Annotated in this window: 20 protein-coding genes; 16 read left to right on the top strand and 4 right to left on the bottom strand. The window is 68.6% G+C overall.

Translation table 11 applies throughout. The features are described 5' to 3' along the window. Positions 1–79: 79 nt before the first annotated feature. Positions 80–901 carry a peptide chain release factor N(5)-glutamine methyltransferase gene (gene prmC / locus ACIA58_RS40450; protein WP_396409178.1) on the top strand — a complete coding sequence of 274 codons (822 nt, stop codon included), beginning with the start codon at positions 80–82 and terminating at the stop codon, positions 899–901. Positions 902–1,427: 526 nt separating this feature from the next. Here prmC and ACIA58_RS40445 read toward each other — a convergent pair. Genes ACIA58_RS40445 through ACIA58_RS40435 form a run of 3 tightly spaced genes read right to left on the bottom strand, consistent with a single transcriptional unit; the run spans position 1,428 to position 6,226 of the window. After that, entirely contained in the window at positions 1,428–2,360 is a 933-nt protein-coding gene (locus ACIA58_RS40445) for a hypothetical protein (RefSeq protein WP_396409177.1), read from the bottom strand. A gap of 18 nt (positions 2,361–2,378) precedes the next feature. Then, positions 2,379–5,183 carry a BTAD domain-containing putative transcriptional regulator gene (locus ACIA58_RS40440; RefSeq protein WP_396409176.1) on the bottom strand — a complete coding sequence of 935 codons (2,805 nt, stop codon included), beginning with the start codon at positions 5,181–5,183 and terminating at the stop codon, positions 2,379–2,381. A gap of 17 nt (positions 5,184–5,200) precedes the next feature. Next, complete coding sequence (locus ACIA58_RS40435; protein ID WP_396409175.1) at positions 5,201–6,226, bottom strand: adenosine deaminase; 1,026 nt, start codon at positions 6,224–6,226, stop codon at positions 5,201–5,203. A gap of 230 nt (positions 6,227–6,456) precedes the next feature. On the opposite strand from ACIA58_RS40435, the gene ACIA58_RS40430 reads away from it, so the two are divergent. The 13 genes from ACIA58_RS40430 (at position 6,457) to ACIA58_RS40370 (ending at position 17,134) form a co-directional block, all read left to right on the top strand. Then, the gene (locus ACIA58_RS40430; protein WP_396409174.1) at positions 6,457–7,263 is read left to right on the top strand and encodes an L-threonylcarbamoyladenylate synthase; all 807 of its coding nucleotides are present in this window, start codon (positions 6,457–6,459) and stop codon (positions 7,261–7,263) included. Positions 7,264–7,428: 165 nt separating this feature from the next. After that, positions 7,429–8,547, top strand: a complete 1,119-nt coding sequence (locus ACIA58_RS40425; protein WP_396409173.1) for a glycosyltransferase family 4 protein — start codon at positions 7,429–7,431, stop codon at positions 8,545–8,547. A gap of 206 nt (positions 8,548–8,753) precedes the next feature. Beyond that, positions 8,754–9,218 (top strand): hypothetical protein, encoded by a 465-nt coding sequence (locus ACIA58_RS40420; protein WP_396409172.1) that lies wholly within the window; start codon positions 8,754–8,756, stop codon positions 9,216–9,218. Positions 9,219–9,341: 123 nt separating this feature from the next. Then, the gene (locus ACIA58_RS40415; RefSeq protein WP_396409171.1) at positions 9,342–9,554 is read left to right on the top strand and encodes a hypothetical protein; all 213 of its coding nucleotides are present in this window, start codon (positions 9,342–9,344) and stop codon (positions 9,552–9,554) included. A gap of 118 nt (positions 9,555–9,672) precedes the next feature. After that, positions 9,673–10,455 (top strand): F0F1 ATP synthase subunit A, encoded by a 783-nt coding sequence (gene atpB / locus ACIA58_RS40410; protein ID WP_396409170.1) that lies wholly within the window; start codon positions 9,673–9,675, stop codon positions 10,453–10,455. Positions 10,456–10,532: 77 nt separating this feature from the next. Beyond that, complete coding sequence (gene atpE / locus ACIA58_RS40405; protein WP_130448646.1) at positions 10,533–10,757, top strand: ATP synthase F0 subunit C; 225 nt, start codon at positions 10,533–10,535, stop codon at positions 10,755–10,757. Between the two features lie 32 nt (positions 10,758–10,789). Beyond that, entirely contained in the window at positions 10,790–11,362 is a 573-nt protein-coding gene (locus ACIA58_RS40400; RefSeq protein WP_396409169.1) for a F0F1 ATP synthase subunit B, read from the top strand. Further along, positions 11,362–12,159 (top strand): F0F1 ATP synthase subunit delta, encoded by a 798-nt coding sequence (locus ACIA58_RS40395; protein ID WP_396409168.1) that lies wholly within the window; start codon positions 11,362–11,364, stop codon positions 12,157–12,159. The genes ACIA58_RS40400 and ACIA58_RS40395 overlap by 1 nt, the downstream gene beginning before the upstream one ends. Positions 12,160–12,207: 48 nt before the next feature. Next, positions 12,208–13,845, top strand: a complete 1,638-nt coding sequence (atpA, locus tag ACIA58_RS40390; protein ID WP_396409167.1) for a F0F1 ATP synthase subunit alpha — start codon at positions 12,208–12,210, stop codon at positions 13,843–13,845. A gap of 3 nt (positions 13,846–13,848) precedes the next feature. Continuing rightward, entirely contained in the window at positions 13,849–14,760 is a 912-nt protein-coding gene (locus ACIA58_RS40385) for a F0F1 ATP synthase subunit gamma (RefSeq protein ID WP_396409166.1), read from the top strand. A gap of 5 nt (positions 14,761–14,765) precedes the next feature. Then, on the top strand, positions 14,766–16,220 hold the full coding sequence (gene atpD / locus ACIA58_RS40380; protein WP_396409165.1) for a F0F1 ATP synthase subunit beta: 1,455 nt from the start codon (positions 14,766–14,768) through the stop codon (positions 16,218–16,220). Between the two features lies 1 nt (position 16,221). Next, a complete protein-coding gene (locus ACIA58_RS40375) occupies positions 16,222–16,611 on the top strand; it encodes a F0F1 ATP synthase subunit epsilon (RefSeq protein WP_396409164.1) in 390 nt (129 codons plus the stop codon). 91 nt (positions 16,612–16,702) lie between these two features. Then, positions 16,703–17,134 carry a DUF2550 domain-containing protein gene (locus ACIA58_RS40370; RefSeq protein ID WP_396409163.1) on the top strand — a complete coding sequence of 144 codons (432 nt, stop codon included), beginning with the start codon at positions 16,703–16,705 and terminating at the stop codon, positions 17,132–17,134. On the opposite strand, the gene ACIA58_RS40365 is transcribed toward ACIA58_RS40370, so the two are convergent. Then, positions 17,125–18,135 carry an alpha/beta hydrolase gene (locus ACIA58_RS40365; RefSeq protein ID WP_396409162.1) on the bottom strand — a complete coding sequence of 337 codons (1,011 nt, stop codon included), beginning with the start codon at positions 18,133–18,135 and terminating at the stop codon, positions 17,125–17,127. The two genes, ACIA58_RS40370 and ACIA58_RS40365, sit on opposite strands and share 10 nt — an antisense overlap. 229 nt (positions 18,136–18,364) lie before the next feature. Here ACIA58_RS40365 and ACIA58_RS40360 point away from each other — a divergent pair, with 229 nt between their 5' ends. Together ACIA58_RS40360 and ACIA58_RS40355 are read left to right on the top strand one after the other, a co-directional pair. Then, positions 18,365–19,366: a methyltransferase domain-containing protein gene (locus tag ACIA58_RS40360; RefSeq protein WP_396409161.1), complete on the top strand. Its 1,002-nt coding sequence runs from the start codon at positions 18,365–18,367 to the stop codon at positions 19,364–19,366. A gap of 65 nt (positions 19,367–19,431) precedes the next feature. Continuing rightward, positions 19,432–20,454, top strand: a complete 1,023-nt coding sequence (locus ACIA58_RS40355; RefSeq protein WP_396409160.1) for a LacI family DNA-binding transcriptional regulator — start codon at positions 19,432–19,434, stop codon at positions 20,452–20,454.

Raw genomic sequence — 20,454 nt, 5'->3', positions numbered from 1 at the left:
TCCGCTCGGGGGCGGGGAAGTGGAAGAAGCCCCGCCCTCTGGTGGGGGTGTGGAAGATGCCCCGTCCTCTGGTGGGGGAGTGCGGGTGTTGGTGGCTGCGGCTGGGGTGCGGTTGCGGGAGGCGGGGGTTGCTTCGGCTGAGTTTGATGCTGCTGAGTTGCTTGCCTTTGTTACCGGGTCGAGTCGGCTGCAACTCGGTGAACCGTCGGCAGAACAAGAGGTTCGGTACCAGGAGCTGATTGCGCGGCGGGCCGCTCGGGAGCCGTTGCAGCATCTGACGGGGACGGCGGCGTTCCGGTATCGGGAGTTGGCGGTCGGGCCGGGGGTGTTCGTGCCGCGGCCGGAGACCGAGGTGATGGTGGGGTGGATCCTCGAGCGGATCGCCAGTGTGAAGAATCCGTTGGTGGTCGACCTCTGCTCCGGCTCGGGTGCGATCGCCGGTGCCGTGGCTACCGAGCGCCCCGACAGCATCGTGCACGCCGTCGAACTGTCGCCCGAGGCGTGTGTCTGGGCCCGGCGCAACCTGGCCGGTACCGGCGCGACCCTGCACGAAGGTGACATCGACGGCTGCCTGCCGGAGCTCGATGGTCAGGTGGACGCAGTGATCTCCAACCCGCCGTACATCCCGCTGACTGCCTGGGAGTCCGTGACAACCGAGGTCCGCGACCACGACCCGGCCCTGGCGCTCTGGTCCGGTGACGACGGCCTCGACGAGATCAAGGTGGTCGCCGCCACCGCCGGCCGCCTGCTCAAGCCGGGCGGCTGGTTCGCCTGCGAACACGCCGACGTCCAAGGCGAGTCGGCCCCCGCCGTCTTCGCTGCCACCGCCCTCTTCGCCGAGGTCCGCGACCAACTCGACCTGGCCGGCCGCCACCGCTTCACCACCGGCCGCCGCATCTGACCGGCAGGTCGACAGGAGGTGTCGGGTATCGAGGGCATCACGCACGCTCGAACGAGTCGCCTGCTCGCCTCAGTGGACATATACGTCCTGTCGAGCTGCAGACCTTCAGCGGCCGGGCGTGGGTGCTTCGGGTTGCACACCTGGCCGCCGACGATGTTTAGCTCACCCAGCGCTCCGAGGTCGGCGCGTGCCACCAGGAACCCTTTCGGATGCGGGTCGAGAGGCTCGGCCGTCCGCCAATGCAGGAAGTCGATCGCCGGGTCCGGCAGATCGATCCGCTCCAGTTCGGTCAACGGGTACGACGACGCGATCCCGACGCCCAGCCGCCGCACCCCGGGGATGTGCGAGTCCGAGAACGCCTGCCGCACGAAATGCGCCTCCGTCAGGGTCGAGCTCGGTCACGATCAGCACATCCGGCCGCGTCCTCGCCAGCGCCCGGCCTAAGTCCGCGTGCGGTCCTCGTGCATGTGCCGGCCGGACGGGTCGACGAAACGACCGCCGGCGACGTTCGCGAAGGCGATCGACATCATTCGTAGATCACCAACTCCGCCCGCGGCTTCAACGCCAGCACCTGCGGCGGGGTCATCAACGGACCGTGCCGTGCGTCCTCGGTGTAGAAGAGTTTGAAGCCGGCATGCACCGCCGGCGGCAGACTCGTCGTCAGCTTGGTCCATGTCTTGAGCTTGTCGGTGCGAGCACCGATCCCGTCGACGGACTTGATCGTCACCACGCCCGGATGCGGCTTCAGCGCCTTCTCGTCGCTGACGATCCGCGCGGACAGCTGATGGAACACGAACACCTTCTCCGGCAGGTCGTTCGCCTTCACCAGCCCCGAGAGGTACGCCGCGATACTGTCGAGCTCGGCGCCCGTCGTATGGCCGAACACCCGCCCCGGCACCTGCCCAGGACCGACCGCCCACTCCGGATCGAACGCCAGCCCGACATCGGGCTCCTTCAGCCACCGCTCCAGCCGCTTCACCTCCGGCAGGATCTTTGCCCGCCCCGGCTGAATGTCGAGCAGCAACAGCATCTTGTGCTTCCGGGCGACCGTCAGATACTCCTCGATCGCCGAGTCATCCAGCCGCCCGCGGTACAGCCCGTCCTTGCCGCGCGACCCGCGTGCGACCACCGCGATCAGCTCCAGCACCGGCTGCGGCGTTCGCCCGGCCGCGTACGCCCGCGACAGCGTCTCCAGCTTCGCCGCCTTCGCGTCGAGGTCCTTGTCCAATGGTCCGAGCGCAGGCGAGCCTGGCAGACCGACGTACCCGACCAGCTGGTACTTCGGGAAGATCACTCGCCCGCCCCGCGGCAGATCACCATCCGCCGGCGGGGGAGGTGGAGTCGGTGTGGCATGCACAGGTGTCGGCGACGGCGAGCTGGCCGGTGCAGGTGCGGGTATGTCGCTGCAGCCGGCCAGACACAGCAGTACGACGGCCAGCACCCCACACACCTTCCGCACCGCACCAGCCAACCACACTCAAGCGGCCGGACTGCTCCGGTCCAGCCCGGCGGCAGCGCGCTCGACCACCGACTCCTGTCCGTCGTCCAGAGCGAGCTCCAACGCACGTGCGAAATGCGGACGGGCCTGCGCCAGATCGCCCTTGGCCAGCAGGGTTTCCGCAAGCCGCAGGTATGCGTTCTGCTGCGAGTGTGTCGAGTCGCTGTCCAGCGCCAGCTCCAGTGCCTGACGCCCGACCTCGACCGCGTCGGTCCATTGCCGTCGCCGCGCGTACGCCGTACCGAGGAAGGCGTAGGTGTAAATCAGGCTGTAGTCGGACCCTCGCTCGATCCCGCGGTCGCGCGCCGTCGTTAGTGCCGTGATGGCGTCGTCGACGCGGCCCAGCTCCAGCAGGCATTCACCGATCCCGTTCAGCACCTCGGGCTGTACGCCGGGATCGCCCTGCGCCAGCGACTCCTGGTACGCCGTCAGCGCCTGCGCGAACTCCAGCCGGTCGGTGTACATCACCCCGCGGTAGGCCAGCACCCGCGCCGCGATGCTCGGATCGCCGGCCTGCCGGGACACGTCCAGGGCCTCGTCCAGTACGGCGAGCGCGTGGTCGTCCGGGCGCAGCTTCACCAAGCTGTAGCCGATCGATGCGAGCAACCGTGCGCGTAGCGTCAGATCAGCGCTCTCCGGAAGCTTGTCCCGCGCCTCCTGCAGCATCCGCAGACTTTCTTCAGCTCCGAAGCGGTAGCGCCCGAGGCTGCCGATCGCCAACAGCACGCGGGACTCTGCCTCTGCGTCACCCTCTGCCGCATCTAGCGCGTGCTGGAGCGCCTCGTCCATCTCGTAGAGCCGGCCACGCTGGAAGAAGCACGACGCCACCGCCAGACCGAGCCGCCAGGCATGCTCCGGCGAGAACTCCGCGAACCGGATCGTCGCCAGCACATTCGCACCCTCGGCGTCGATCCACTCCAGTCCGTCGGCGGCAGAGTCGAACGCAGGCACCCTGACCGGCGGTGGATCCGGCAGCGGGTGCAGCCGACTGCCGAAGATCGCCGCACTAGCCTCCGCGGTCGCGTAGAGGTAGTAGTCGAGCAAACGCCGTACTGCGTCGGGCTCCGGCGTCAGCGTCCGTGCGTACTGCCGCAGGAGGTCGTGGAACTGGAAGCGCCCAGGGCGTAGCTGCAGCAGCAGATTCGCGTCGACGAGCTTCTCCAGCAGGGCCTCGGCCTCCACCGCATCGACATCGGCCAGTGCCGCAGCGGCGTACATCTCGACGTCCTGACCAGTCATCGCACCGAGCAGCCGGAACAGGCGTTGCTGGTCTGTCGGCAGATGCTCGTACGACAAGGCGAACGCGGGGGAGACCCCACCGCTGTCCGTGCTGAGCTCGGTGAGCCGCCTGTCCTCGGCGTCGAGTCGTTTGGACAGGTGCTCGATCGTCCAGCTCGGCCGATGCCGCAGCCGTGAACCAGCGACCCGGATCGCCAACGGCAGATAGCCGCACTGGCTCACCACCTCCGCGGCAGCGCCTGGCTCACCAGCACGGTCCGGTCCGACGATCTCGGCCAGCAACTCGCGTGCGTCCTCAGGCCGCAGTACGTCGAGTGCCAGCCGCGCAGTGGCGTCCAGGCCGGTCAACTGCCGCCGACTCGTCACCAGCACGCCACACCGCGGACCACCGGCCAGCAGGGGCCGTACTGCGGCACTGTCCGGCGCGTTGTCGAGTACGACGAGGATGCGCCGCCCTGCCAACTCAGATCGCCACAGCGCAGCCCGCTCCTCGAGATCGGCCGGGATGTGGTCAGCGGGAACGGAAAGCGTGCGCAGCAGGCGATCCAGCGCCTGCAACGCGGACACCGGCTCGTGTCCCGGTGTGTACCCGTGCAGATCGATGAACAGCCGACCGTCCGGATACACCTCGGCCAACTGTCGTGCGGCACGCACGGCGAGCGCAGTCTTCCCAACGCCCGCCATACCGTCGATCGCCACGACCGCAGGGCCCGCAGTACGCAGTGCGTCGACCACCTGCTTCAGTACGTCATCACGTCCGACGAACGCCGCACCGTCGTACGGGAGCTCGTCACGCACCGCCGGCCGGGACATCGGCTCGTCGTTCTGCAGGATCCGGTCGTGGATCGCGCGGAGCTCCGGACCGGGCTCCACGCCGAGCTGCTCGATCAGCTCGTGTCGCGTCCGGGTGTACGTCTCGAGGGCCGCGGAGATCCGGCCGCTGCGCCAGTACGCGAGCATCAGCTGCCCGGCGAACTGTTCCCGCAGCCGGTCCTCCTCCACCAGCGCGACCAGCTCCGGCACGAGATCGCCGTACCGGCCCCGCTGCAGGTCCAGCTCGATCCGCTCGGCCAGCACCTTCAGTCGGCGCTCGGTCAGCCGGTGGCGCTGGACGCTGAGGTAATGCCCGGCGAGCCCGCTCAACGGCTCGCCGGTGAACAGCTCCAGCGCCTCCGACAGCTTCGCCGCCGCGTCGTCCTTGTCCCGGCACCGGTGCGCCGCACTGACGAAGGTCTCGAACCGATCCAGGTCCAGCGCGTCCCGTGCGAGCCGCAGGCTGTACCCGTCCCGCGTGTGCACCAGTACGCCCTCCGGCAGCAACTTGCGCAGCCGGTAGATGTACGGCGGAACGATCTTGGCGCCGGTCGACGGCGGCGCGTCACTCCAGACGAGCTCGACCAGCTCGTCGGCGGAGATCACCTGGTTCGACCGCATCGCCAGGACGGCGAGCAGACTCTGCTGACGGATCGGCCCGAGGTCGAGCCGACCGGCATCGGACCAACCACGCAGCGGGCCCAAGAGGTCCAGCCGCAGGTCATCCGTCACGGCGCATAGTCTGGCAGCTACTCCTTGTTCTGCTCCACGTAGGCGTCGATCTCCGTCAGCAGGGAGTCTTTCACCGCGTCCTCGGCGAACGACACCCGCACAGCGGTCTTCGCCAGCTCGGCCGCACCGACCGCGTCCAGGTCGAGCAGCCGCGACGCGACGACGTACTCGTTGGTGAGATCGGTGCTGAACATGGGCGGGTCGTCGGAGTTGATCGTGACCACGAGTCCGGCGTCGACCATCGCGCGCAGCGGATGGACGTCGTACGACGCGACCGCGCGGGTGGCGATGTTCGACGTCGGGCTGACCTCCAACGGGATCCGGTGCTCGCGCAGGTACTCGACCAGCGCCGGGTCCTGCATCGTCGACGTACCGTGGCCGATCCGCTCGGCCTTCAGCAACCGGACCGCGTCCCAGATCGTCTCCGGCCCGGTCGTCTCGCCCGCGTGCGGGACACTGCGCAGCCCGGCCGCGATCGCCGCCTCGAAGTGCGGCTGGAACTGCGGCCGCGGTACGCCGATCTCCGGCCCGCCCAGACCGAACCCGACCAGACCCTCCGGACGGATCTTGGTCGCGATCCGCAACGTCTCGTCGGCGGCCGGGATCCCTGCCTCGCCGGAGATGTCGAAGATCCACCGCAGCACCAGGCCGAACTCCTTCTCGGCCGCTACCCGCGCGTCCTCGATCGCCTCGCAGAACGCCTCGGCCGCGATCCCGCGCACCACCGAGGTGTACGGCGTGACGGTCAGCTCGGCGTACCTCAGGTTCTGCTGCTCGGCCATCTCGCGGGCGATCTCGTAGGTCAGCAGCCGCACGTCCTCCGGCGTCTTGATCAGCTCGACGACCGACAGGTAGATGTCGATGAAGTGCGCGAAGTCGCTGAACTTGAAGTACTCCGTCAACGCGCCCGGGTCGGCCGGCACCGGCGACCCCGGGTGCCGGGCAGCGAGCTCGGCGACGATCCGCGGCGACGCGGACCCGACGTGGTGGACGTGCAACTCGGCCTTCGGCAACCCAGCAAGAAACTCACGCGACACGGTCATGGGGCCTCCCGGCCTGGACTGAGGAGTGGAGGGAGCGGAGCGACCGGAGCGACGAGGGAAGGCCGGGAGTCACAGCCCCATGACCCGTCGCGACGGAGTCGCGACAATTCAATTCAGTCATGTCCGGGATCCTAGGGAATGTGTCGCTTCGATGGCCGGAAAGCTGACAATCAGGTGTAAGGAACAGCCCGGTTGGAGTCGGGGGCCGCGGGAGTGGCACGATTCACCCCGTGAGTGAGCGCTTCGACTTCAGCGGGGACGAACTGGCACCGGCGTACCGCGCGGCTGTGGACGCCATCGAGGCCGGCGACCTCGTCGTGCTGCCGACCGACACCGTGTACGGCATCGCCGCGGATGCCTTCAAGGCCGATGCCGTCCAGCGGCTGCTGGACGCCAAGGGCCGGGGCCGCGACATGCCGCCGCCGGTGCTGATCTCGGTGGTCGAGTCGCTGGACGCGCTCGCCACCGACGTGCCGGACGACGGCCGCAAGCTGGCGCAGGAGTTCTGGCCCGGGCCGCTGACGCTGATCTGCCACGCGCAGACCTCCCTGATGTGGGACCTGGGAGAGACGCAGGGGACGGTCGCGCTCCGGGTGCCCGACCACGAGAACACCCGCGAACTGCTGTCCCGGACCGGGCCGCTCGCGGTCAGCTCCGCCAACAAGTCCGGGCAGCCGGCCGCCATGGACGTGTACGACGCCGAGGAGCAGCTGCAGGAGTCGGTCGCGGTGTACCTCGACGGCGGCCAGGTCAGCGGCGGCGAGCCGTCCACCATCGTCGACATCACCGGCGACACCCCGCGGGTCGTGCGCCTCGGTGCGCTCACGCTGGAGCAACTGCGCGCCGTCGTCCCCGAGGTATCCGCCCAGGACGACGAAGCCAACCCGGCCGAACCCGAGCTGGCCGAACCCGAGCCGGCCGAACCCGAGCCGGCCGAACCCGAGCCGGCCGAACCCGAGCCAACTGAAGAGCCGGTCGAGGCGTCAAAGGATGAGAATGACAAGCCGACCGATCCTGATGTGAGGCCTGCGGACTAAGACCATGGCTCCTGACTCCACGCCTACTGCGCGGCACTCGGCGCGGCATCTCGCCGCACGAGTGCAAAGGGCAAGATGCTCCGCATCTAACCCTTCGCCCTCGCACGCCGAGCTACCACCCCGAGTACCTGCTCGCTACGGCGTGGAGTCAGGAGCCATGGTCTAGTGCGCGAGTACCTGCTGGTCCTGTTCGTGGCGATGGCCACGACCTTCTTGCTGACCGGCGTGGCCCGGCAGATCGCGCTGCGGTACGGCGCGGTCGCGAAGGTCCGGGCGCGGGACGTGCACAAGGTCCCGATCCCGTACTTCGGCGGCCTGTCCATCCTCGGCGGCCTGATCGCCGGGTTCGCGGTCGCCTCCAGCCTGCCGTTCCTCGGCAACAGCCTGCAGGTCGCGCACGACGCCCGGGCCATCCTGGTCGGCGGCGTGGTGATCTGTGCGGTCGGCGTGGTCGACGACCTGTACGAGCTGGACGCGATCACCAAGCTGGCCGGCGAGGTCCTCGCGGTCGGCGTACTCGTTGTCCAAGGCATCCAGTTGTACTGGCTCCCGCTGCCCGGCGGCGTGATCTCGCCGTCGCCCGCGCAGCTGGCCGTGCTCACCGCCGGCATCCTGCTGGTGTCGTGCAACGCGGTGAACTTCGTCGACGGCCTGGACGGTCTCGCGGCCGGCGTCACCGCGATCGGGGCGACCGCGTTCTTCATCTACTCCTACCTGCTGAACGTGCACGAGAATCTCGACCGCGCCACCACCTCGACCCTCATCACGGTCGCGCTGGCCGGCGCCTGCCTCGGTTTCCTGCCGCACAACTTCTTCCCGGCGCGGGTGTTCATGGGCGACTCCGGCGCCCTGCTGATCGGCCTGATGCTGGCCGCGTCGACGATCAGCCTGACCGGCCAGATGGACCCGAACGCGGTCCCGTACGAGGTCGGCGGCTCGAGCCTGCTGCCCGCGCTGCTTCCGTTGGTCCTGCCAATAGCCATCCTCGCGATCCCCGCGCTGGACCTGACGATGGCCTACGTCCGCCGTACCAAGGCCGGCCGGTCGCCGTTCGCGGCCGACAAGCAGCACCTCCACCACCGCCTGATGCAGCGCGGCCACTCGCACCGCCGGGCCGTCCTGCTGATGTACCTGTGGACCGGCCTGATCGCGTACGGCGTCGTGGTGCTCGGGCTCGTGCTGACCTGGTGGACGGCCCTGGTCGTGCTGGCCGTCGCGGTCGCCGCGGTGGTGCTCACGACCGGTCTCCCGAGGCGTTCCCGGAAACCGCTCGCCAAGGTTTGATCCCCGCGTGTGGCCACCAGACCACTCGCCTGCCTGGCATACCGATAAGGTGTGGCTGTACAGCGGCAGGGGACCTCGTTTTGCTGACAGCGCAGACTTTGTGCTAGTTTTCACAAGCACCAGCAAATAACAGCGACACCCCTGACCCCGCCCACCCGACGAACTGGCCGCGAGACCAGCTTTCGCCAGCAGGACGGAACCACCAGATGGCTCCCACGGACAACAGCCCGAAACCCGCCGGACAAGCGACAAAGCACCCGGCGCTGGCAATGCTGCGTGGCGCGCTGATCGCCGCACTCGTCGTCGGAGTCAACGCGACCGCGGTGTCCACTGTGGCGGCCGGTCTGGCCGGACTCTGGGGCGCACTGCTCGGCCTGCTGATGGTGATCGTCTTCTCCGGCGCCGGGCTGTTCGCGCTGCACCTGTCCCGCAAGACTTCTCCGACCATGCAGCTCGCCGTCGCGATGGCGTCGTACACCGGCCGGATCGCGTTCTTCGGCGGTCTGCTCGCGATCGCGCTGAGCTCGGACAGCCTGGCCAGGCACGTGAATCTGACCGTGCTCGGCCTGGTCGCCCTGGTCGTCGTGATGGGCTGGATGGCCGGCGAGATCTGGGCCTGGTCCCGGCTCCGCGTGCCGATCTACGACCTCGACAAAGAGGTGACCGCATGAGCACCGTAGGTAACGGCTCGAACGAGCGCAGCGAGTTCTTCATCGTGCTCCGCCCTGCTGTGGTGGAGATTACGGGGCCCGATGTGACCGCATCTGTCGCCAACTGGTACGTTTCGGGTGCCAATGAGCGAGCATCAGGATCCGAAGCCATCACCGAACAATTCGGCCGACGGCTGGCGGGTCCTGTCCTACTTGATCGGCGGTGTCCTGGTCTACGGGGGCATCGGGTTCGGGTTGGATCGCCTCTTCGGCACCCAGTTCTTGCTTCCGGTGGGCATCGTCCTCGGTGCCGGGCTCACCATCTTGATGCTGCACTTCCGGTACGGAAAGTCCTGAACCCTTCGGGGCACGGCCTGATCCGCACCGGGTCTGACGTTGTTGACCGCCATGCCCTGAGCCGCCCTGCCCTTACTTACAAGGCGTCCGACTTGAGCACGACGCGAGAGGAGACCCGGTGATTACCGGCGTTCCGACCGAGTTCATCCCACCCGGTCCACAGAGCTTCGACACTCCGCCGATCATCGACGGCGTGGACTGGTTCACCAAGCCTGTGCTGGTGGCATCCCTGTCCGTCGTCGTGATCATCTGGTTCTTCTGGGGTGCGTCCCGCAAGGCCGCGATCGTCCCGAGCCGGCTGCAGTTCGCCGGCGAGCTGGGGTACAACTTCGTCCGCAACTCGATCGCCCGCGACGCGATCGGCAGCGCGGAGTACATGAAGTACGTGCCCTACCTGTGCGGCCTGTTCTTCTTCATCCTGGCGAACAACGTCGCCGCCAGCATCCCGCTGATCCAGTTCCCCACCTTCAGTCACGCCGGCTGGGCCTACGTGGCCGCGATGATGACGTGGGTGATCTACAACGGAGCCGGCATCAGGAAGCACGGCGTCCTCGGTTACCTCAAGCTCCAGACCATGCCGGCCGGCGTGCCGTGGTGGTTGCTGTGGCTGATGATCCCGATCGAGTTCATCTCGAACATCCTGGTCCGGCCGATCTCGCTGAGCCTGCGGCTGTTCGCGAACATGTTCGCCGGCCACATCCTGCTGCTGGTGTTCGTGCTCGGCGGCGAGTACATGGTGTTCGAGTCCGACAGCATCGCCCTGGCCGGCGTCGGCGTCATCACCTTCCTGATGGGGTTCGCGATCGCCGGGCTGGAGCTGTTCGTCCAGTGCATCCACGCCTACATCTTCGTGATCCTGACCGCGCAGTACATCGGCAGCGCCATCGCCGACGAGCACTGATCCGCAGCACCCCTCCATAGACCCGTAGTAACGGAAACCCGGATAGTCCCTATCCGTACCGAAAGGAAACACCTGAAATGGCTCTCGAGATTGCCGGCAACATCGCAGTCCTCGGCTACGGCCTCGCCGCGATCGGCCCGGGCGTCGGCGTCGGTCTGATCTTCGCTGCCGTCATCAACGGCACCGCGCGTCAGCCGGAGGCCCAGAGCAAGCTGCAGTCGATCGCGTGGATCGGCTTCGGCGTCACCGAGGTTCTGGCGATCATCGGTATCGCGCTCGCCTTCGTCTTCAAGGCCAGCTGACCCCCTTCCGGACTGACTGACAGGACGCAGACATGACGACGTTGGTGCTACCGCTCAGCGAGGCAGCCGGTGAGGACGTGAACCCGCTGCTGCCGCACACCCCAGAGATCATCTTTGGTTTCGTCTTCCTGGTCCTGCTGGCCATCCTCTTCGCCAAGGTCGTCGTCCCGAAGTTCGAGCAGGCGTACGCCGATCGGACCGCGGCCATCGAAGGCGGCATGGAAGATGCCAAGCGGGCCCAGGCCGAGGCGAAGGCTGCTTTGGACAAGTACAACGCGCAGCTGGCGGAGGCCCGCCAGGAGGCTGCGAAGATCCGCGAGGACGCCCGCGAACAGGGCGCCCAGATCATCGCGGAGATGCGCGAGCAGGCGAACGCCGAGGCCGAGCGGATCGTCACGCACGCGCGCACCCAGATCGACGCCGAGCGGGCCCAGGCGGTCGCCTCGCTGCGCAGCGAGGTCGGCACGATGGCGACCACCCTGGCCGGCCGGATCGTCGGTGAGTCGCTCGAGGACGAGGCGCGCCAGCGCCGGACCGTCGAGCGCTTCCTGGCCGAGCTGGAGGAGTCGGAGTCGGCTCGTCAGGCCGTCGGAACGGACAGCTGATGCGCGGCGCGTCGCACGAGTCGCTCGCCCGGGCCGAGGAGGCCCTGGCGGGTGCGAGCCCGGCCGAGGCGCTGGGTGGCGAGCTGTTCTCGATCGCCAAGTTGGTCGACGGCAACGGCTCGCTCCGGCGGGCCCTGACCGACCCGGCCCGTCCGACCGACGCCAAGACCGCTCTGGCGCGGCAGCTGTTCGGCGGCAAGATCTCCGCCCAGGCGTTGGAGATCCTGTCCACCGCGGTGTCCGGCCGCTGGGTCAGCGGGCGCGACCTCGGTGACGCCCTGGACCAGTTGAGCGTCGAGGCCGAGGTGGCCTACGCCGACAGCCGGCGGAAGCTGGACGAGGTCGAGGACGAGCTGTTCCGGCTGGACCGGGTGGTCGCCGTCGAGCGGGCGCTGGCCGACAAGCTGGGCGACCGGGTGATCCCGGTCGAGCACCGCCAGCAGCTGATCCGCGGACTGCTGCAGGACAAGGCCGACGCCAGCACGGTCCGGCTGGCCGAGCGCGCCGTGGACGGGCGGGGCCGCAGCTTCGCGGCGTCGATGCGGACCTACCAGGTCGCCGCGGCGGCCCGGCGCAACGCCAGCATCGCGACGGTGCGGGTGGCCACCGACCTGTCGGAGGCGGAGCGCACCCGGCTGGCCGACGCGCTCAGCCGGCAGTACGGCCGGCAGATCCAGCTGAACGTGATCGTCGACCCGGGTGTGGTCGGCGGCGTCCGGGTGGACATCGGCGACGAAGTGATCGACGGAACCATCGCGGCCCGGCTCGACGACGCGCAGCGGCGCATCGCGGGCTGACGGCTCACAGACAACAGGCCAGCAAGGTCAAGGAAGCAGGATATAGAGATGGCTGAGCTCACGATCAGGCCGGAGGAGATCCGGGACGCCCTGGATCAGTTCGTCAACGAGTACCAACCGGCCGAGACGTCCGCCGAAGAGGTCGGCACCGTCGTCGACGCGGGTGACGGTATCGCCCACGTCGAGGGCCTGCCCTCGGCGATGACCAACGAACTGCTCGAGTTCGAGGACGGCACCCGCGGGATCGCGCTGAACCTCGACGTCCGCGACATCGGCGTCGTCGTGCTCGGTGAGTTCGACGGGATCGACGAGGGCCAGCAGGTCCGCCGGACCGGGCAGGTGCTGTCGGTCGAGGTCGGCGACGGCTACCTCGGCCGCGTGATCGACCCGCTGGGCAAGCCGATCGACGGCCTCGGCGAGATCACCGACCTCGACGGCAGCCGCGCGCTGGAGCTGCAGGCGGCCGGCGTGATGGACCGCCAGGAGGTCCGGCAGCCGCTGCAGACCGGCATCAAGGCGATCGACGGCATGATCCCGGTCGGCCGCGGCCAGCGCCAGCTGATCATCGGCGACCGCAAGACCGGCAAGACCGCGATCGCGGTCGACACGATCATCAACCAGAAGGCGAACTGGGAGTCCGGCGACCCGGACAAGCAGGTCCGCTGCATCTACGTCGCCATCGGCCAGAAGGGCTCGACGATCGCGTCGGTCCGCGGCGCCCTCGAAGAGGCCGGCGCGATGGAGTACACCACCATCGTCGCCTCCCCGGCGTCCGACCCGGCCGGCTTCAAGTACGTCGCGCCGTACACCGGCTCGGCCATCGGCCAGCACTGGATGTACCAGGGCAAGCACGTCCTGATCATCTTCGACGACCTGACCAAGCAGGCCGAGGCGTACCGCGCGATGTCGCTGCTGCTGCGCCGCCCGCCGGGCCGTGAGGCGTACCCGGGCGACGTGTTCTACCTGCACAGCCGTCTGCTCGAGCGCTGCGCGAAGCTGTCGGACGAGCTCGGCGGCGGCTCGATGACCGGTCTGCCGATCATCGAGACCAAGGCCAACGACGTGTCGGCGTTCATCCCGACCAACGTCATCTCGATCACCGACGGCCAGATCTTCCTGCAGTCGGACTTGTTCAACGCCAACATCCGCCCGGCCATCGACGTCGGTATCTCGGTCTCCCGGGTCGGCGGCGCCGCGCAGGTCAAGGGCATGAAGAACGTGTCCGGCTCGCTGAAGCTCGACCTGGCCCAGTTCCGCGCGATGGAGGCGTTCGCGATGTTCGCCTCCGACCTCGACGCCACGTCCCGCCGGCAGCTCGACCGGGGCCAGCGGCTGGTCCAGCTGCTCCGGCAGCCGCAGTACACGCCGTACCCGGTGGAGGAGCAGATCGTCTCCATCTGGTCCGGTACGACGGGCAAGTTCGACGACGTCCCGGTCGACGACGTACTGCGCTTCGAGCGCGACTTCCTGGACTACCTGCGCCGGGAGAGCAAGGTGCTCGACAGCATCCGGGAGTCGGGGCTGTTCGACGACGACTCGGCCCAGGCCGTGACCGAGGCGCTGAACTCGTTCAAGCCGACGTTCCAGACCTCCGAGGGCACCCTGCTCGGCACCGAGGCCGAGGCCGAGGCGATGGAGCAGGACGACGTCGAGCAGGAGCAGATCGTCAAGCAGAAGAGGGGCTGACCGATGCCGGCCACCCTGCGGGAGCTTCGCGACCGGAAGGCCTCGGTCTCGACGATCAAGAAGCTCACCCGCGCGATGGAGCTCATCGCGGCGTCCCGGATCGTCAAGGCGCAGCAGCGCGCCCAGGCGGCCGGTCCGTACGCGCGTGAGCTCACCCGTGCCGTGTCGGCGGTGGCGACGTTCTCGAATGTCGACCACCCGCTGACCACCGAGAAGCCGAACCCGAAGCGGGCCGCGGTCCTGCTGATCACCTCCGACCGCGGTCAGGCCGGGGCCTACTCGGCCAACGTGATCCGCGAGGGGGAGCGGCTGAACCAGCTGCTCCGCGAGGACAACAAGGAGATCGTCCCGTACATCAGCGGTCGCAAGGGCGTCGCGTTCTACGCCTTCCGGCAGCGCGAGGTCGCGCAGTCGTGGACCGGTGACTCCGACTCGCCGTCGTTCGCCCGGGCCCGGGAGATCGCCGACGCGTTGATCGAGACCTTCCTGACCCCGACCGAGGAGGGCGGTGTGGACGAGATCCACATCGTCTTCACCCGGTTCGTGTCGATGCTGACCCAGCGTCCGGACGTGATCCGGTTGCTGCCGCTGGAGGTCGTCGAGGGCGAGGAGACGCCGGCGGCGGACGACGTGCTGCCGCTGTACGAGTTCGAGCCGTCCGCCGAAGAGGTGCTCGACGGGCTGCTGCCGAAGTACGTCGCCAGCCGGATCCACTACTGCATGCTGCAGGCGGCCGCGTCCGAGCTGGCCAACCGGCAGCGCGCGATGAAGTCGGCGACGGACAACGCGCAGGACCTGATCGAAAGCCTCACGCGGGACCTGAACCAGGCCCGCCAGGCCCAAATTACCCAGGAAATCAGCGAGATCGTCGGTGGCGCCAGCGCGCTGGCCGACGCGAACGCCGGGAGCGAGTGAGAGAGATGACTGCCACGGTTACCGAGAAGAACAACGAGGCGGGTGCCACCGGCATCGGTCGCGTCGCCCGGGTGATCGGCCCGGTCGTCGACGTCGAGTTCGCGGCCGACGCGATGCCCGACATGTACAACGCGCTCGAGGTGGACATCACCCTGGGCGACACCACCCAGACGATCACCCTCGAGGTCGCGCTGCACGTCGGCGACAACATCGTCCGGGCGATCTCGATGAAGCCCACCGACGGCCTGGTCCGCGGCGCCGAGGTGCGCGACACCGGCGCGGCGATCTCCGTGCCGGTCGGCAACGTCACCAAGGGCCGGGTCTGGTCGGTGACCGGCAAGTGCCTGAGCCAGGACGAGTCCGAGTTCGAGATCACCGAGCGCTGGCCGATCCACCGCAAGGCGCCGGCCTTCGACCAGCTCGAGTCCAAGACCGAGATGCTCGAGACCGGCATCAAGGTGCTCGACCTGCTCACGCCGTACGTGCAGGGCGGCAAGATCGGCCTGTTCGGCGGTGCGGGCGTCGGCAAGACCGTCATGATCCAGGAGATGATCTACCGGATCGCGCACAACTTCGGCGGCACCTCGGTGTTCGCCGGCGTGGGTGAGCGCACCCGTGAGGGCAACGACCTGATCAACGAGATGGAAGAGGCCGGCGTCTTCAAGGACACCGCGCTGGTCTTCGGTCAGATGGACGAGCCGCCGGGCACCCGGCTGCGCGTCGCCCTGTCGGCGCTGACGATGGCGGAGTACTTCCGCGACGTCGCCGAGCAGGACGTGCTGCTGTTCATCGACAACATCTTCCGGTTCACCCAGGCCGGTTCCGAGGTCTCCACGCTGCTCGGCCGGATGCCGAGCGCCGTCGGTTACCAGCCGAACCTGGCCGACGAGATGGGTGTGCTGCAGGAGCGGATCACGTCGACCCGCGGTCACTCGATCACCTCGATGCAGGCGATCTATGTGCCGGCCGACGACTACACCGACCCGGCGCCGGCGACCACCTTCGCGCACCTGGACGCGACCACCGAGCTGTCGCGTGACATCGCGTCGCGTGGTCTGTACCCCGCCGTCGACCCGCTGACCTCGACGTCGCGGATCCTCGACCCGCAGTACATCGGCCAGGAGCACTACGACGTGGCTGTCCGGGTGAAGCAGATCCTGCAGAAGAACAAGGAACTGCAGGACATCATCGCCATCCTGGGTGTCGACGAGCTCTCCGAGGAGGACAAGATCACCGTCGCGCGGGCGCGCCGGATCGAGCAGTTCCTCTCCCAGAACACCTACATGGCGGAGAAGTTCACCAACATCCCGGGCTCGACGGTCCCGCTGAAGGACACCATCGAGTCGTTCAAGAAGATCACCGAGGGCGAGTACGACCACGTGGCCGAGCAGGCGTTCTTCAACGTCGGTTCGCTCGAGGACGTCGACCGCAAGTGGGCCGAGCTGCAGAAGGAAAACTGAGATGGCTGACCACTTGGAGGTGGCGCTGGTCGCCGCCGAGCGGACGGTCTGGCAGGGGGAGGCGAAGATCGTCATCGCCCGGACCACGGACGGCGACGTCGGCATCCTGCCCGGCCATGCGCCGCTGCTGGGCCTGCTGCAGGGCGGCACCGTCCAGGTGCGGACCGTCGACGGCGAGTTCTTCGTCGCGGCCGCGCCGGACGGGTTCATCTCGGTCGCGAACGACCGGGTCTCGATCCTGGCCGAGAACGCCGAGATGGGTCACGACATCGACCTGGAAGAGGCCCGGCGCGAGCTCGAGGAGGCACTGGCGGCGGGTCTGCCCGACGCCGACGCCGACGAGGTGCGACTCGCCGAGGCCAGAGTCCGGGCCGCCGAGCAGACGTCCTGAACTCCCTGCCATAATCAAATATCGTCGTCACTGACAGTACGGTTCTCCGGGGTGCCCGGGGTCGGGCACCGGAAATGAGGTTGGCAAACGCATGAGGACAGTCCTCGATGTCGTCGGGGTCTGTCTGCTTGCCGCCGTGCTGTTCATCGTGCTTGTCGCGTTCCGCCGTCGCTGGTTGTCCAGGGACGGCGGAACTTTTGATTGCAGCCTCCAGCTCGCCGAGAAGGAGCACGGCCGCGGCTGGGCCCTCGGCCTGGCCCGCTACGTCGGCGACGAGTTGCAGTGGTTCCGGGTCTTCAGCCTCGCCTGGTGGCCCAAGCTGGTCGTGAACCGCCGCCAGCTCGACGGCATCTCCACCCGCCGCCCGATGGGCAACGAGCCCCTCGTGACGTACGCCGGCCACGTGATCGTCGACGCCGACCTGCGCGAGCGCACCGTCCACTTCGCCATGACCGAAGAAGCCCTCACCGGCGTCCTGGCCTGGATGGAGTCGGCACCTCCCAGCACCCAGACCTACCTCTGATTCACGTGCAGGGCCTGGAGCAGCATCGGCAGCGAGGCGTGTAGCTCGCGTTGCCAGTAGGCCCACGCATGCGTGCCGGGGCCGTAGAAGTTGGTGGTGAGGTGCTTGGCGCCGAGTTGCCGGAGTTCGGCGGCGAGGGCGTGGTTCTGGCGGTTGAAGTCGGCTTCCAGCGCGTCGGTCTTCCCGGGTGGGTCGAACGGTCCGGCGGTGCCGTCGCCACAGGACAGGTAGACCGGCAGTGACTTGAGCCGGTGGGCCAGATAGTACGGATCGTGCGCCGCCCAGATCGAGCGCTGCGCGACGGGGTCGCCCCAGACGCGGAGCGGGTCGTTACCCTGCCCGGCGAAGAATCCCATGATCCGGTTGATCGACTCGTCGTTCAGCAGCGGATGCGCGGAGCCGGAGTACGCCGCGGCCGCGCGGAACATGCCGGGATGCCGGGCGGCGTACAGCAGGGCTCCCTGGCCGCCCATCGACAGGCCGGCCACGACGCGGTTCGAGCTCGCGCCCCAGCCGTGTTCTAGCAGGTGTGCCAGCTCGACGGTGTGGAACGTCTCCCAGGCCGGATCGCCGCCGGCGCCGTAGTTCCACCAGTCGCTGTACCAGCCGTTCCAGCCGGCCTCGGGCATGACGACGAGGACCTTGCGCAAGCTCGGGATCGTCGCGATGTCCGTGCCGGACCAGGACGTGTAGTCCCCGCAGCAGCCGTGCAGCAGCCAGAACGTCGGCCAGTGCTGGCTGCGGTCAGCGGGATTCCAGCCGTCGGGTGTGAGCAGCCGGACGTTGACCGTGCGGCCGCCGAGCGCCTGGGAGCGCACGGTCAGGTCGGTCAGCCGGTCCGCGACCTGCTTGACCGCGACGACTTCGGCGCCGCGTGACGGGGCCTGGGCCACCACCGTCGGCGTGGGGGCCGCCTGCGCGGGAGCGATCGGGGAGAGTCCGAGAAGCAGAGCGGTGACGAGCAGGGCTCGCCGGGCGATCCAGGACAGCTGTCTGGGCACGAGCAACCTCCGGGGCGGGGATCCCGACATTAAAACCATGCGAGTTCATTACTCAAGGGCACAGCGGAAATTCGGTGGGTAGTTCGCCGCCTGTGTGCCAGGATCGCCGGCATGGAGACTTACTTCTTCCGCGTGGGCTAGCTTCCGCTGGCCTGTTCGAGGTTTCCCGCGGTCAGCGATGCGGGAGTGACCGGTTGGTTGTTCCCGGGTGCTATCCGGGAGATTCTCCATGCACTGGGTGCTGGTGCGGACTGTTGCGGGGTTGGAAGGACTGGCGGCCGAGGAAGTGGTCGCGGCGGGGCATCGAGTGGTCGAGGTGTCCAAGCGGCAGTTGGTTGTCGAGGGGGCTTCGGTCCTGTGTGGTCCGCCGCGGTTGGCGGACGATCTGTTCGTCGTTCAGGCGGCTGTGACGGATCCTGGGCGGACCAAGGATGGGTTGGCTGCGGCGGTCCGGTCGCTGGAGTTGCCGTCGGGGCGGGGTGCGTTCGCGGTCACTGCGTCGTTCGTGGGTGCGCGGAACTTCAACCGGTTCGATATCGAGGACCTGGTCGGGGCTCGGCTCGGTGGGCGGTACTACTCGCGTCGGGATGGTGGGGTGCCCCCGGCTGAGCGATCCGAGTGGCGGGTTGTGCTGGACGGGAAGACGTTGTGGGTCGGGATGCGGCCGTACGCCGTACCGCTGCATCGGCGGGCATGGCGGGAGCGGACCGTGCGGGGGAGTCTGCATCCGCCGGTGGCTGCCGCGATGGCACGGCTCGCCGGGATCGCGCCAGGTCACCGCGTGCTCGATCCGTTCTGCGGCGCCGGGACGCTGCTGCTCGAAGCACGGGCGATCGAGCCGCGGGCGACGTACGTCGGCTGCGACCGTGACCCTGGCGCGATCGCCGCGGCGAAGGCGAACGCAGCGAAGGCGAACGCGGCGAAGGCGAACGTGGGGGAGGCGGGCATCGGCGCGGGGGCTGTGCTGTGGCGCCGGCGTGATGCGGGTCGGCTGGACGTGACAGCCGATCGGATCATCACGAATCCGCCGTGGGATCACCGGCTGCCGATCGGCGACCTCACGCCGTACATCCGCCAGTGGCGGGAGGCACTCGACGGGGTGCTGGTCGCGATCCTCGGCCCGCAGCAGGTCGCGCAGCTCGGTCGCGGCTGGCGGGTCCACGCTGTCTACGAGCTCGCCGTCGCGGGACAGCATCCCCGGATTGTCGTTGCCGAGCCGTCCCGGTCTTGACATACTGGACTGCGCATACGTATGAGCGCGCAGCCTCCAGCCCCCGGACCGAGCAGGTGGAAAGCATGCAAGCGCCAAGACAATCCGACGTGGCCCGGCTCGCGGGTGTCTCGCAGTCCGCGGTGTCCCGCGTGGTCAGCGGGGACCTCGACCGGATCCCGGAGGGGACCCAGGAGCGGATCCGGGCCGCGGTGAAGGAGCTCGGATACGTCCCGAACGCCGCCGCCCGGAACCTCCGCAACAAGCGCAACCGGCTGCTCGGCGTCCACACCTTCGAGGCCGTGTTCCCGCACGCCCGCGAGGACTTCTACTTCGAGTTCCTGCTCGGGATCGAGGAGCGCGCCGAGGAGATCGGGTACGACCTGGTCCTGTTCACCTCGACCGGGACGAGCGACGGCCGCCGCCGGATCTATCGCGACGGCACCAACCGGCTCAACCTCGCCGATGGCACGGTGCTGCTCGGTGCCGCGACCGACCGCGAGGAGCTGGCCCGGCTGTGGCGCGACGGGTACCTGTTCGTTCACATCGGCCGCCGCGAGGTCGCCGGCGCGAACATCCCGTGCATCGTCCCGGACTACGTGTCGGCCGCCGACCGGATCGTCACCTCGCTCGCCGAGCGCGGCCACCGCCACTTCGCGTACGTGCGCTCGGGCATCGAGCAGGAGGCGTACGCCGATCGCCGGGCCGGCTATCGCAACGCGATCGAGCGGCTCGGTCTGTACGACCGCTCGCCCGGGTTCCGCGGCGAGCCGGAGCTGACCGAGCAGTGGCTGGACGAGCTGGCGTCCGGACCGGGGACCGCGGTAGTTGCCGAGCACCTCGGACTGGCCGAGCAGCTGCGGACCGGCCTGGCAGCGCGCGGGCTGAGCATCCCGGCGGACGTGTCCGTTGCCCTCCTGGAGGGATCCGGCGACGAGCCCGGGCACCGCTGGGACTGCCTGGTCGTCCCGCGCAAGGAGATCGGCCGGATCGCGATCGACGCCCTGGTGGCGCGGGTCGAGAACCCGGACGACGAACCGGCCAGCCAGCTGGTGGCCTGTGATCTGGTGGCCGGCGAAACCGTCGCCGCGCCTCGAGCAAAGGAGTGA

It is taken from the genome of Kribbella sp. NPDC051586 (genome assembly GCF_044453965.1).
In the GTDB taxonomy this organism is placed as follows: domain Bacteria; phylum Actinomycetota; class Actinomycetes; order Propionibacteriales; family Kribbellaceae; genus Kribbella.
Note: the sequence above shows the minus strand (reverse complement) of the source record. Positions and strands in the feature narration are given on the sequence as shown.

What these genes read in the sequence shown, in the direction of transcription:
- ACIA58_RS40385 (WP_396409166.1), top strand. Translation starts at nt 13,849, where the DNA reads ATGCCGGCCACCCTGCGGGAGCTTCGCGACCGGAAGGCCTCGGTCTCG.
- atpA (WP_396409167.1), top strand. Translation starts at nt 12,208, where the DNA reads ATGGCTGAGCTCACGATCAGGCCGGAGGAGATCCGGGACGCCCTGGAT.
- ACIA58_RS40360 (WP_396409161.1), top strand. Translation starts at nt 18,365, where the DNA reads ATGCACTGGGTGCTGGTGCGGACTGTTGCGGGGTTGGAAGGACTGGCG.
- ACIA58_RS40400 (WP_396409169.1), top strand. Translation starts at nt 10,790, where the DNA reads ATGACGACGTTGGTGCTACCGCTCAGCGAGGCAGCCGGTGAGGACGTG.
- ACIA58_RS40435 (WP_396409175.1), bottom strand. Translation starts at nt 6,226, where the DNA reads ATGACCGTGTCGCGTGAGTTTCTTGCTGGGTTGCCGAAGGCCGAGTTG.
- ACIA58_RS40420 (WP_396409172.1), top strand. Translation starts at nt 8,754, where the DNA reads ATGGCTCCCACGGACAACAGCCCGAAACCCGCCGGACAAGCGACAAAG.
- ACIA58_RS40355 (WP_396409160.1), top strand. Translation starts at nt 19,432, where the DNA reads ATGCAAGCGCCAAGACAATCCGACGTGGCCCGGCTCGCGGGTGTCTCG.
- atpE (WP_130448646.1), top strand. Translation starts at nt 10,533, where the DNA reads ATGGCTCTCGAGATTGCCGGCAACATCGCAGTCCTCGGCTACGGCCTC.
- atpD (WP_396409165.1), top strand. Translation starts at nt 14,766, where the DNA reads ATGACTGCCACGGTTACCGAGAAGAACAACGAGGCGGGTGCCACCGGC.
- ACIA58_RS40415 (WP_396409171.1), top strand. Translation starts at nt 9,342, where the DNA reads ATGAGCGAGCATCAGGATCCGAAGCCATCACCGAACAATTCGGCCGAC.
- ACIA58_RS40395 (WP_396409168.1), top strand. Translation starts at nt 11,362, where the DNA reads ATGCGCGGCGCGTCGCACGAGTCGCTCGCCCGGGCCGAGGAGGCCCTG.
- ACIA58_RS40370 (WP_396409163.1), top strand. Translation starts at nt 16,703, where the DNA reads ATGAGGACAGTCCTCGATGTCGTCGGGGTCTGTCTGCTTGCCGCCGTG.
- ACIA58_RS40375 (WP_396409164.1), top strand. Translation starts at nt 16,222, where the DNA reads ATGGCTGACCACTTGGAGGTGGCGCTGGTCGCCGCCGAGCGGACGGTC.